This is a genomic window from Leucobacter coleopterorum (genome assembly GCF_011382985.1).
GTDB classification, from domain to species: domain Bacteria; phylum Actinomycetota; class Actinomycetes; order Actinomycetales; family Microbacteriaceae; genus Leucobacter; species Leucobacter coleopterorum.
In genome coordinates this window covers 32898-45560 of record NZ_CP049933.1, presented here as the reverse complement: position 1 = coordinate 45560, position 12663 = coordinate 32898, and the positions used below count along the sequence as shown (strand labels likewise).

Below are 12663 nucleotides of genomic sequence, written 5' to 3'. Positions count from 1 at the left end.
TACACATAAACCCACACGATCCTGAGCTGCTCGTTTCACGTGAAACAGCCCTGAACAGCTAACGACTTATGGACGCTTGATGATCAGGCGACGATCGCGCCCCTCACCCTTTGACTCAGAGAAGTAACCACGCTCGGCGACCTCATCGTGCACGAGCTTCCGCTCATAAGACGACATAGGTTCGAGTGCAACCTGTTCCCGGCCAGCGGCTATCTGTGCAATTGCAGCGTCGACCATCTTTTTGAGTTCAAGTTCACGAGCGCTGCGGGATCCGCCAACGTCAACAATCAGACGTGAGAAGCGGCCGGTCTTCGCCTGAACAGCGAGGCGCGTGAGATCCTGCAGTGCCTGGACTGCACTTGAACTAGCAAGACGGTCGAGACTCTCATCGCCACCGGTTACTGAAACGTAGGCGCGACCGTTTGCGACATCAATGTCGATATCGCCGTCAAGATCCGCTATGTCAAGCAGCCCCTCGATGTAATCGGCTGCGAGATCGCCGTCCGCTTCTAGTTCCGCGAGGCTGAGTTCCTCGGTCGGGTGATCACTCGCCGTTTGCTCGGTAGTCACGCTTACTTGCCCTTCTTTTTTGCACGCTTTGCGCTCACTGGCTGTTGACGCTGTCCCTGCTGGCCTGTCTCGCGCGCCTGACGCGCGTCTTCAACAGCAGCCTCTTCCTCCGTCAGCTTACCCTTGGCGCGGAGTCGTGCCTGACGCGCACGCCAGGCCTCACTGCCGGGCGTCGGCATGTTACGAATCACGATGAACTGCTGACCCATCGTCCACAGGTTCGAGGTGAACCAGTAGATGTTCAAAGCGAGTGGGAACGCAACGCCCGAGAACAGGAACGCGAAGGGAATGATGTAGAGCAGAATGCGCTGCTGGCGGTACATCGGGGAGTTTTTGGTCTCGTCGGAGACGTTCTTCGACATGATCTGCAGCTGCGTGAAGAACTGCGAGGCGATCATCAACACCATGATGAGGCCAAGCATGGTCACAATGACCCAGTTGCCTGCTTCCCAGCCCTGGGTGAAGGTCATCTTGAGGGGCGCACCGAACAGCTCGGCTTGATTGAAACTGTTCGTAAGCTTCTCAGTCATAAAACCGATGCCCGTAGTGTTCTCGGCGGCGTGACGCAGCACGTAGAACAGCGAGAAGAAGATGGGCATCTGGATCAGGATTGGCAGGCACGACGAGAACGGGTTGGTGCCGTGCTTTTTGTACAGAGCCATGGTCTCGCGGCTCATGGCCTCGCGCGAGAACTGATCCTTCTTGCCCTTGTACTTGTCTTGTACTTTCTTCATCTCGGGCGCAAGATCCATCATGCGTCGCTGCGAGCGAATCTGGCGCACGGTGATCGGGATCAGTGCCGAACGCACAACAACCACGAGTCCGATAATCGACAGGAGCCAGGTGAGGCCCCCGCGGGGTCCATGCCGACCCAGGTGAAGAGCTGGTGCCAGACCGCGAGCACAAGCTCAACGAGCCAACGCAGCGGCCAGAGTATTGTCTCGAAGAAATCCACCTGATTAGGCCTTTCGCTGGGTGGGACGGACAAAACCGCGCGAATTAATCACGAGGTAACGTCGGAGTGCGGGTTGGACATCGTTGATGCCGCCCGAACTAAAGGGGTTACATCGCAGTAGCCGCCAGGTGGTCAAGACCACACCGACGAGAAAACCGCGCTGTTGGTATGCCTCAAGAGCGTACCGGGAACAGGATGGATAATACCTGCACACTTCACCGTACAGGGGAGAAACGACTCTACGGTACGCGTGCATGAAAGCAATCGCAAGATTGCGGGGAGAAGCCAGACCTCGAGCAGTATCGATTTCACGAAGCCTCTGCCTCCCTGCGGATCTTGCTCAGCGCACGATGAGCTTCAACCTCGAGTTCGGTGTAGCTTGCCGAGGCACTTGCAGGCAACATGCGAAATACAACATCAATTCCCGCACACCCTTCAACTATCTGCCGTTGCGCGATCGATTTGAGACGACGTCGAACCAGATTTCGAGTCACCGCATTTCCAACCGCTTTGGAGACAATGAAGCCAAAACGAGCAGGATCCTCCGGGGAACGAAAAACCGCGTGGGTTATGCCTAAAGCACCGCCCACGCGGCGACCCGAACGCACAATACGTCGGTAGTCGTCCCCCGGGTAATTCGATGTTGCCGAGCAGGCATTATCGCCCCGGGAAAGTATTACGCGGTGAGCTTCGAGCGGCCCTTGCCGCGACGTGCTGCGACAATGGCGCGACCCGCGCGGGTGCGCATGCGGGCACGGAAACCGTGCACCTTCGCGCGACGACGGTTGTTGGGCTGGAACGTACGCTTGCTCATGAAAAGACTCCGTGACTTATGGAACAGCTCCCCGCAGCTCTGTGGCAACGAGAAAGTCGGATGTGGGGCGACGCGCTGGCACAAAAACACCAGACTTGCAGCCCATACAAGGTAGTTAGTCTACGCCGAAAGGCGAATCACGTCAAAGTCCGGTGGAAAATTCGTCATTTCTCGAGCGAATTGGCTTTATGGCTTGTCTGTGGACAAATCTGTAGCTAGCGTTGGCCAAGATGCCTTGGGTCGCTCGGAATTGACATAATTACGCGATTTTTTCTGACCCGACCTGTGGATAAACTTGGGTACAACATCGTTCAATATTCCATTTTTGCAGATGACCGGGGAATCAGCGTGACTGAGCACGAAATTCAAGAAGTTTGGGTGAAGGTGACCCAGGCGGTCATGAGTGACCCTGCCGTCGGCCCAGCCGTCGGAGCGCAATTGGCACTCGCGGTGCCGAGAGGACTGGCCGCGGGAACGCTCTACTTGGCAGTGCAGCTGGAGTTTACACTCAAGCTTCTCGAGAACCGCCTTCGCCCGGCGATCATGGCAGCAGTGGCTCAGATCCCTGAAGCGGAAATGATTCAAAACTTCATCGTGATTGTCGATGAAGAAGCGCATCCAAGCCTTGATCCCGAGCCTCGTGACGATGACACTGCAGATTTTGGTACCAAAGTCGACACTCCTCGCCCTGTCGATGAACCTCGCCGCCGTCACGGCGCTGAGGAGCAACCACTCGATAGCCGACTGAACGAAAAGTACCGCTTTGACAGTTTTGTGATTGGCCAGTCCAACCGTTTTGCTCACGCTGCTGCTGTAGCAGTTGCAGAAGCACCCGCCCGGGCATACAATCCACTCTTCATCTACGGCGACTCGGGTCTGGGAAAGACCCACCTGCTTCATGCCATCGGACACTATGCACGTGAGCTCTTTCCCGACGTTCGTGTGCGCTACGTCAGTTCTGAAGATTTCACCAACGACTTCATCAACTCAATCGCGAACAATCAGGGTGCCGCGTTTCATGCCCGATACCGCAGTGTTGACATTCTGCTGGTTGATGACATCCAGTTTCTTGAGGACAAGGTAGAGACTCAGGAAGCCTTCTTTCACACTTTCAACACGCTCCACGACCATAACAAGCAGGTGGTTATTACAAGCGATGTTCAGCCAAAGCAGCTGCGCGGGTTTGAGGAGCGCATGCTCTCTCGTTTCGAATGGGGTCTTCTCACGGATATTCAGGTTCCCGACCTCGAAACTAGAATCGCGATCCTACGTAAAAAAGCACAGCGCGAAAATCTCGAGATCGACACGAGCATCCTGGAGTTCATTGCGAGCAAATTCTCGTCAAATATTCGTGAGCTCGAGGGCACACTCATTCGCGTGACCGCCTACGCAAGTTTGAACCAGCAGCCCATCGATATGCCGCTCGTTCAGACGGTGCTGAAGGATCTCATCACACTTGACGCCGATAACGAGGTTCAGCCGACCGACATCATCAATCGCACTGCCGAGTACTTCGAGCTTTCAATCGATGAACTATACGGACCTTCCCGCGCCCAACAAATCGCGACTGCCCGACAGATCGCCATGTACCTGTGTCGTGAACTCACCCCGCTCTCACTCCCGAAGATCGGACAGTTGTTCGGTGGCCGAGATCACACCACTGTGATGTACGCGCACAAAAAGATCACGCAGCTCATCGCAGAACGTCGTTCGATTTACAACCAGGTCACTGAACTGACAACCCACATCAAACAGGGTTCGAGATAGCCTCGTTTTCCACAACCCACAGGTATCTGTGGATAACTTGGGATAACTCACCCAAATCTGTGGACTAAGGGGCGCCGCTTGTGGATGACAACCTTTGGGGAAGGATCAGCATGATCCAGCCGATCTCCGGTCATCCACGTCACTCCCACATCTCACATTGTTGTAGTTCTCTAGAAACGATTGGGATTGAGCGAGTTATCCACAGTATCCACAAGCGTTAACACTGTTAACACTTCTCTTCTCATTAATCGGGCAATCAATCACGCACTCCGAAGGGGTCGCGGATCTGGAAACGACAACTTTTAGAAACCGCGGATGCTATGGGCCTCCGAGTATGCAAAGATTGTGAGGCAGTCCCCGATGTTTCACCCGAAAGGAAGCCACATGCGATTCACCGTCAATCGTGACGTGTTTAGCGAATCGGTTTCGTTTGCGGTGAAGCTACTTCCGCAGCGTCCAACTCAACCACTCCTCAGTGGTGCGCTCATCGAGGCCGAAGGCGATCAACTCACGATCTCCTCGTTCGATTATGAAGTTTCTGCTCGAACCACAATCAAGGCAGAGGTATCTGAGGCCGGACGCGCCCTAGTTTCAGGGCGTTTGCTCAGTGAGATTGCTTCACGCCTGCCTCATTCTGACGTCGAAGTTTCGCTTCTCGAGAGTAGGGTGGAGGTTCGTTGTGGATCCGCCACCTTTAGCTTGCCCGCTATGCCTGCCGAGGAGTACCCGCAAGTACCCCGAGTTGATTCTGTTTCAGGATCGGTTCCTGCTGAAGAGTTTGCGGACGCGATTGCACAGGTTTCCTTGGCGGCTTCTAAAGATGATGTGACCCCCGTTATCACGGGAGTCCAGTTTGAGGTGAGTGAGAATTCGCTCACTCTGACCGCGACCGACCGTTATCGAGTGGCTACTCGCAGCATCGACTGGGAGAGCCAGGGAGCTCAAGAAGCGCTTACCGCCCTCGTGCCGTCAAAGATCGTCACGGAAGTTGGAAAGACATTCTCTAACGATGGCCAGGTTCAAGTTTCTATCGTTAAGGATGGGGAGCGTGAACTCATCGCGTTTACCGGTGCTTCCAAGACGGTAACCTCGCTCCTGATTAAGGGAAATTACCCTCCGGTTGGGCGTCTTTTTCCGACTGATATCGACAACTACGCTGTCATGAATACGGCCGAGTTGGTTGAAGCAGTTGGTCGCGTGGGTCTGGTTCTTGAGCGGGAAGCCGCACTACGTTTTTCCTTTGTTGAGGGGACCGTGACACTTGAGGCAGCGGGAACCGAGGCGGCTCAGGCAGTGGAGACCGTTGACGTTCACCTTGTCGGCGAAGAGATGGTCGTGTCTCTGAAACCACAGTTCTTGCTTGATGGACTAAGATCAACACATTCTGAATATGCACGCATCGCATTTACCCGTACCGATACTCCGGGAAAGCCCGGGCCTGTGCTGATTACCAGCCAAAGCAGTAAGGAGGAAGCTGATGAAGAGAGCTTCCGCTACCTACTGCAGCCAAACTTGCTGTTACGCTAGGAACCGCGATGCGAGTCTCGCATCTATCACTGAATGATTTTCGCAATTATAGCGGAGCAGAACTCGATCTGAGCCCGGGTCCAAATCTTCTGCTTGGACGAAACGGGCAGGGTAAAACTAACCTGGTCGAGGCTATCGCCTATTTTGCCACGGTGAGATCCCACCGTGTGAGCAGTGATGTTCCCCTTATACGCTCGGGGGAGGATGCCGCCGTCATGCGTATGCGCATCGAAGCGGTGAACCGAGAGGTGGTTCTTGAGGTCCAACTTAATCGGGAGGGGCCGAATCGAGCTCAGATAAATCGCAACGCTGCGCGAGTAAGGGAAGTGACCCGCTGGTTTGCGGCGGTAGTTTTTGCTCCAGAGGACCTTACGATCGTTCGTGGAGAACCGTCAGGACGTCGACGCTTCCTTGATGACGCCCTTGTTGCCAGATTTCCGGTGGCAGCGGGAGCCCTGGGCGACTACGAAAGAGTCGTTCGGCAGCGCACGTCTCTGCTGAAATCGGCGCGTAAAGGATCGAATACACGAGCAATTGAATCAACCCTTGGCATTTGGGATGAGCAACTCGCGGAGTACGGCACGCAGATTATGCTGGCTCGAAGAGAACTAATTCGAGACCTCGGTGCACCGCTACGTTCAGGCTACCAGGCGCTTGTTGAGCAGGATCATTCTCCACACTTGTCCCTCAGTGAGTCTGTCACTCAGGTACGAATGGAGCACGCGGGTGTTTCACGTGAAACGCCCACGATTGAGCAACTCGCTAACGTTTCACGTGAAACACTCGCTACTGAGTTTCATGAGGCACTCGAGCTAGTTAGGGCAAAGGAACTAGAGCGTGGCGTCACTCTCGTGGGTCCACACCGAGACGATCTAGTTCTCTCCCTCAATCAACTTCCCGTTAAGGGCTACGCAAGTCACGGCGAATCCTGGTCCTTCGCGCTTTCACTGAAGATGGCCCTTGCTGCCATTTTGAGACAGGAATCCTCCGCGGGTGACCCAGTTATTATTCTGGATGATGTGTTTGCTGAACTTGATCTACGTAGAAGACAGAGTCTGATGACCGCGGTTCAGGGATATGAACAAGTCATTGTGACCGCCGCAGTTGAAGATGATGTGCCCGATAATGTCCCTTGGCATCGAGTCAGAATCGAGGCGGGAACGATCATCGAGGAGGAACATCAATGACTCCCTCGAATAGCTCTGATTTTTTAGCCACCGCTTACCTGCATGCGAAGTCTATTTGGCGCGGGAAACCAGCACGTCGCCGTAAAGTGAAATCCACCGACGCACAGGGGGAGGGACACCCTTCGGTTTCGGTAGAGATCCCAAGTCCCTGGGCGATGTGCTTAACACCATGGCGACGGATATGGGGTGGAGCGCTGAACTCGATCAGGCTCGTGTAGTTGAGGAGTGGGCGGAATTTGCTGGGGAGTCAACCGCGGAACACACGACTGTTATTGGGATTAGCAACGGCGTCCTCCAGGTGCAGTGCGATTCGACAACGTGGGCGACTGAGTTGCGTCGCCTTCGCGGTGAAATGTTAACGCGATTACTCAATGAATATCCCGATGCGGAGATTCGTGATCTGAGGTTTATTGCGCCCGGGGCACCCAGTTGGCGACACGGGCCTCGAACGGTTCAGGGACGCGGCCCCCGCGACACCTACGGATAACTCGCAATTCGCGACGCCGACGACACGATTAGGTTCACTTGGCGAGGACCAAAATGTCGTGCCATAGAAGGTACAAGCCTCTTAATCCAGGCGACTTAAGCGATTGGGGGACGATCCCACTCGAAATAGTGGTCTAGATGGGTCAGAATACAGCCTCTAGGGCGGGATTGTTGATAGGCTGGACTGCGGAAGTATCCGGGGTGAAAATGCGCTCTGAGACGCCCAGAGAAGGATCATTCAAGGCATGAGTTCAGAACAGACCGCAGCCGCGGAAGAGTACGGCGCTGGCGATATCCAGGTGCTTGAGGGACTTGAGGCGGTGAGGAAGCGTCCCGGTATGTATATCGGGTCCACCGGACCGCGCGGTCTCCACCACCTAGTTTACGAGATTGTCGACAACTCCGTCGATGAAGCGCTAGCCGGGCATTGTGACGTGATCAACGTCACAATTCTTGAGGATGGCGGTGTTCGGGTTATCGATAATGGCCGCGGTATTCCGGTCGATATGCACCCGACTGAGGGGAAGTCAACCGTTGAGGTGGTGCTGACTGTTCTGCACGCCGGCGGCAAATTTGGCGGCGGTGGCTACGCGGTTTCGGGTGGTCTTCATGGCGTTGGATCCTCCGTTGTAAACGCGCTTTCCAGTAGATTTGAAGTTGCGGTCAAGCGCCAAGGTTTCACGTGGAACATGTCCTTTACGGATAGCGTTCCCAATGCGCCCCTTGCTGAGGGTGAGGCCACCGAAGAAACTGGCACGACTATTTCGTTCTGGCCCAGCCCTGACATTTTTGAGACCGTAGAGTTCGACTACACCACACTTCGGACACGTTTCCAGCAGATGGCCTTTTTGAATAAGGGACTGCGGATCGAACTTACCGATCTTCGCCCGCAGGAACTCGTTGAGAACGCCGAGGGGGAGCTCGTTACTCCGCCAGCCCCTCACGATGTGTTCATGTACGAAAAGGGCATTGAAGACTACGTTGAACACATCAACGCTGCAAAACGTGCTGAGGTTGTCAACGAAGAGATCATCTCGTTCGAGTCTGAGGACGAAGAAAAGCATATCTCCGTAGAGGTTGCGATGCAGTGGACTACCTCGTACTCCGAGAGTGTGCACACCTACGCAAACACGATCAACACGCACGAGGGTGGTACCCACGAAGAGGGTTTCCGCGCAGCGCTCACCACGCTCGTGAATCGTTACGCCCGTGAGAAGAACATTCTCCGCGAAAAGGACGAAAACCTATCGGGTGATGACGTACGCGAGGGTCTAACTGCAGTCGTTTCCGTGAAGCTGGGGGAGCCTCAGTTCGAGGGGCAGACCAAGACAAAACTCGGCAACACCGAAGCTAAGGCATTCGTTCAGAAGGTTGTTGGTGATCAGCTCGGCGACTGGTTCGAACGCAATCCTGGCCCTGCGAAAGACATTATTCGTAAGTCAATCCAGGCTGCCACGGCTCGCCTCGCGGCTCGTAAGGCTCGGGAGACCGCACGACGCAAGGGTCTTCTTGAGTCCGGCGGCATGCCCGGTAAACTCTCGGATTGCACGAGCAAAGACCCCACCGTCTCAGAAATCTTCATCGTGGAGGGTGACTCCGCGGGTGGCTCCGCCAAGACGGGACGTAACCCCGAGACGCAGGCCATCCTGCCGCTTCGTGGCAAGATCCTGAACGTTGAAAAGGCGCGTCTCGACCGTGCGCTGAACAACGCCGAAGTTCAAGCGATGATCACGGCATTTGGCGCGGGCATTGGTGAGGACTTCGATCCTGAAAAGGCACGGTACCACAAGATCGTTTTGATGGCCGATGCTGACGTCGACGGCCAGCACATCACCACGCTGCTGCTCACACTCCTGTTCCGCTACATGCGCCCACTCATTGATCTTGGGTATGTGTACCTCGCGCAGCCGCCGCTCTACCGCATTAAATGGACCAACGCCGACCACGAGTTCGTCTACAGCGACGCCGAGCGAGACAAACAGCTCGAAGCCGGTGCTGCTGCCGGACGCCGCCTGCAGAAGGAGAGTGGCGTTCAGCGTTACAAAGGCCTTGGCGAGATGAACTACGAAGAATTGTGGGAGACCACGATGAACCCCGGATCGCGCACACTGTTGCAGATCACCATGGACGACGCGGCCGCAGCCGACGAGGTCTTCGCCACTCTGATGGGCGAAGACGTCGAGGCTCGACGCGGATTTATTCAGCAAAATGCGAAGGACGTGCGCTTCCTTGACATCTGAGAATCAGACACCCGAAATGACTTCCGACCAAGAAGAACCGTCCTCAGAAGCAAATCACGGCAGGATCGACCAGCGAGACCTGCAGGTCGAAATGCAGCGTTCCTACCTCGATTACGCCATGAGTGTGATCGTTGGGCGAGCGCTGCCCGATGTGCGAGACGGATTAAAGCCCGTTCACCGTCGTGTGATTTACACGATGTACGACGGTGGATACCGCCCCGATAAGGCCTTCTCGAAGTGCACCCGTGTTATCGGTGATGTCATGGGTCAGTTCCACCCCCACGGTGACACAGCTGTGTACGACTCGCTTGTGCGCCTTGTGCAGCCCTGGTCGCTGCGCTACCCGTTGGCTCTTGGCCAAGGTAATTTCGGTTCCCCCGGAAATGACGGAGCGGCAGCCCACAGGTACACCGAGACAAAAATGTCTCCGCTCGCCATGGAGATGGTGCGTGACATTGACGAAGACACCGTCGACTTCCAAGATAACTACGATGGCCGCACGAAAGAGCCAACTGTTGTTACGGCACGATTCCCAAACCTGCTGGTTAACGGTTCAGTCGGTATCGCGGTTGGTATGGCCACTAACATTCCGCCGCACAACCTGCGTGAGGTGGCCGCGGGTGCCAAGTGGCACCTGGAAAATCCAGATGCCAGCCGCGAGGAGTTGCTTGAGGCGCTGCTCCAGCGCATTTCAGGACCAGACTTTCCGACAGGCGCGCAGATCCTCGGTACCAAGGGTATTCGCGACGCGTACACCACGGGCCGTGGTTCCGTCACGATGCGTGCGGTCGTCAATATCGAAGAGATCCAGAACCGTACCTGTCTTGTAGTTACAGAGCTGCCGTACCAGGTAAACCCCGATAACCTTGCGATGAAGATCGCGGAGCTTGTAAAAGACGGCAAGGTTCAGGGCATCGCGGATATTCGCGATGAGACGAGTGGCCGCACGGGTCAGCGCTTGGTTGTTGTGCTCAAGCGTGATGCGATTGCCAAGGTGGTTCTGAACAACCTGTACAAGCACACGCAGCTGCAGGACAACTTCGGCGCCAACATGCTCGCCATTGTGGACGGTGTTCCTCGCACGCTTGCGATCGATGGTTTCATCACTTATTGGGTGAAGCATCAGGTCGAGGTGATTGTCCGTCGTACCGAGTACCGTCTGAAGAAGGCCGAGGCTGAGGCCCACATCCAGCGCGGCTATCTGAAGGCGCTGGACGCCCTTGACGAGGTCATAGCCCTCATCCGTCGTTCTCCGACGGTTGAGGAGGCCCGCAGTGGCCTCATGAACTTGCTGGACGTCGATCAGATCCAGGCTGATGCGATCCTCGGCATGCAGCTGCGTCGTCTCGCGGCTCTGGAACGACAGAAAATTCTGGATCTCGCTGCAAAACTTGAAGCGCAGATCAAGGAGTACGAAGGTATTCTCGCTTCACCGACCGAGCAGCGCAGCATCATCGTTGAAGAACTCGATGAGATTGTCGCAAAGTTCGGCGATGATCGCCGCACCACCATCCTGCACGGGTATGACGGCGATATGTCAATGGAAGATCTGATTCCTGAAGAGGAGATGGTCGTTACGGTGACGCGCGGCGGTTACGTCAAGCGGACCAGGATCGACAATTACCGGTCGCAGCACCGGGTGGTAAGGGTGTCAAGGGCGCTCAGCTGCGCGCAGACGACATCGTCGAGCATTTCTTTGTGACGACAACTCACCACTGGCTGCTGTTCTTTACCAACACCGGGCGTGTATATCGCGCAAAGACATATGAGATTCCCGAGGGTGGTCGCGACTCGAAGGGGCAGCACCTCGCGAACTTGTTGGCACTCGCTCCCGATGAGGTTGTCACGCAGATCCTCGATGTGCGTGACTTCGGAGACGCGGGCTACCTTGTGCTTGCGACCCGCAACGGTCTCGTTAAAAAGACAGCTCTCACTGACTACGACACCAACCGTACTGGTGGCATTATCGCCATCAAGCTGCGTGACGAAGACGAGCTGGTTTCGGCCTTGCTCGCGGAGTCCGACGACGATGTGCTGCTCATTTCAAAGCAGGGCATGTCGGTGCGATTTACAGCTTCTGACCAGGCGCTTCGCCCGATGGGACGTTCGACTAGCGGTGTGCGTGGCATGAACTTCCGTGAGGGTGACACCCTGCTCTCCGCCTCTCGTTTGAGCGAGGGAAGCGGCTTTGTATTTGTCGTCACAGAGGGTGGCTATGCCAAACGAACCGCGGTGGAGGAGTACCGCGTGCAGCAGCGTGGCGGCTACGGAATTAAGGTCGCGAAGCTTGACGAGGCGCGTGGTGATCTGATTGGCGGAATTATCGTCGATGAGACTGACGAGGTGCTTGCCGTGCTTGCGAGCGGGAAGGTAGTTCGGTCCGACGTGGCTGAGGTTCCCGCAAAGGGCAGGAATACGATGGGGTCGTATTTGCAAGATTCCCAGAAGGTGACCGTATTATTGGCATCGCGCGAAATTCGGAGCGTGGGCTCGATGATGAAGAGTCCGAGACCCAGGATGCCGAACCTGCTGAAAACAAGGAAGTCGTGAATGAGTAACACTGTCGCCGACAAGCTGGCAAAGAAGACCCGCAAGAAAGCACCCTCGAAGCAGGTACGGCTCAAGCTGGTTTACGTTGACTTCTGGTCTGCGGTCAAGTTTTCGTTCCTCGTATCGATCTGTATGGCGATTGTGAGCATTGTTGCAACGATCCTGATCTACACCGTGCTGATGCAGACGGGGGTGTTCAATTCGGTCGACGCGGTCTTCATGGATATTGTGGGCGAAGAAAACAGCCTGATGAAGCTGATCGGCTTCCAGCAGGTGCTTGGTTTCTCAGTGGTTGTTGCGATCCTGAACACCATTGTTGGTACCGCACTTGGTGCGGTCGGTGCCCTCGTTTACAACCTGCTGGTGCGTGTGCTCGGCGGGTTCCAGCTCGGCTTCACGAGCAACTAAGCAACGCGGCTCGCCGGGTGCGGGTTGAGGATTTTAGTTTTCAGCCCGTTTCCGGTAGAGTCGTTGCTTGGTCAAGGGGCTATAGCTCAGGTGGTTAGAGCGCTTCACTGATAATGAAGAGGTCCCAGGTTCAAGTCCTGGTAGCCCCACCAAAATGCA

The 12663-nt window shown here is 55.6% G+C and carries 10 protein-coding genes, 1 tRNA gene and 2 pseudogenes; 8 read left to right on the top strand and 5 right to left on the bottom strand.

The genetic code is table 11. The features are described from left to right. Positions 1-66 precede the first annotated feature (66 nt). From G7066_RS00240 to rpmH, 5 genes and pseudogenes are all read right to left on the bottom strand, one after another. The gene (locus tag G7066_RS00240; RefSeq protein WP_166328154.1) at positions 67-570 is read right to left on the bottom strand and encodes a Jag family protein; all 504 of its coding nucleotides are present in this window, start codon (positions 568-570) and stop codon (positions 67-69) included. Positions 571-572: 2 nt separating this feature from the next. Beyond that, positions 573-1525: pseudogene (gene yidC / locus G7066_RS00235) on the bottom strand (membrane protein insertase YidC). A 4-nt stretch (positions 1526-1529) separates the two neighbouring features. Beyond that, the gene (gene yidD, locus G7066_RS00230) at positions 1530-1781 is read right to left on the bottom strand and encodes a membrane protein insertion efficiency factor YidD (RefSeq protein ID WP_166328152.1); all 252 of its coding nucleotides are present in this window, start codon (positions 1779-1781) and stop codon (positions 1530-1532) included. Positions 1782-1833: 52 nt separating this feature from the next. Beyond that, entirely contained in the window at positions 1834-2202 is a 369-nt protein-coding gene (gene rnpA / locus G7066_RS00225) for a ribonuclease P protein component (RefSeq protein WP_425280778.1), read from the bottom strand. Then, positions 2202-2339: a 50S ribosomal protein L34 gene (rpmH, locus tag G7066_RS00220; RefSeq protein ID WP_010155609.1), complete on the bottom strand. Its 138-nt coding sequence runs from the start codon at positions 2337-2339 to the stop codon at positions 2202-2204. Before rpmH ends, rnpA begins: the two co-directional genes overlap by 1 nt. Positions 2340-2687: 348 nt before the next feature. Between rpmH and dnaA the strand changes: the two genes are divergently transcribed. The 8 genes and pseudogenes from dnaA (at position 2688) to G7066_RS00180 (ending at position 12656) form a co-directional block, all read left to right on the top strand. Beyond that, entirely contained in the window at positions 2688-4106 is a 1419-nt protein-coding gene (gene dnaA / locus G7066_RS00215; protein ID WP_166328150.1) for a chromosomal replication initiator protein DnaA, read from the top strand. Positions 4107-4490: 384 nt separating this feature from the next. Continuing rightward, positions 4491-5633, top strand: a complete 1143-nt coding sequence (gene dnaN, locus G7066_RS00210) for a DNA polymerase III subunit beta (protein WP_166328148.1) — start codon at positions 4491-4493, stop codon at positions 5631-5633. Between the two features lie 8 nt (positions 5634-5641). Next, on the top strand, positions 5642-6820 hold the full coding sequence (gene recF, locus G7066_RS00205) for a DNA replication/repair protein RecF (RefSeq protein ID WP_166328146.1): 1179 nt from the start codon (positions 5642-5644) through the stop codon (positions 6818-6820). 169 nt (positions 6821-6989) lie between these two features. Next, the gene (locus G7066_RS15380) at positions 6990-7307 is read left to right on the top strand and encodes a DciA family protein (protein WP_341873818.1); all 318 of its coding nucleotides are present in this window, start codon (positions 6990-6992) and stop codon (positions 7305-7307) included. 244 nt (positions 7308-7551) lie between these two features. Next, complete coding sequence (gene gyrB / locus G7066_RS00195; protein ID WP_166328144.1) at positions 7552-9546, top strand: DNA topoisomerase (ATP-hydrolyzing) subunit B; 1995 nt, start codon at positions 7552-7554, stop codon at positions 9544-9546. Positions 9547-9562: 16 nt separating this feature from the next. Further along, a pseudogene (gene gyrA / locus G7066_RS00190) lies at positions 9563-12104 on the top strand (DNA gyrase subunit A). Then, a complete protein-coding gene (locus tag G7066_RS00185) occupies positions 12097-12504 on the top strand; it encodes a DUF3566 domain-containing protein (RefSeq protein WP_166328142.1) in 408 nt (135 codons plus the stop codon). The pseudogene gyrA and the gene G7066_RS00185 overlap by 8 nt, the downstream one beginning before the upstream one ends. A 75-nt stretch (positions 12505-12579) precedes the next feature. After that, a tRNA-Ile gene (locus tag G7066_RS00180) sits at positions 12580-12656 on the top strand. Positions 12657-12663 lie beyond the last annotated feature (7 nt).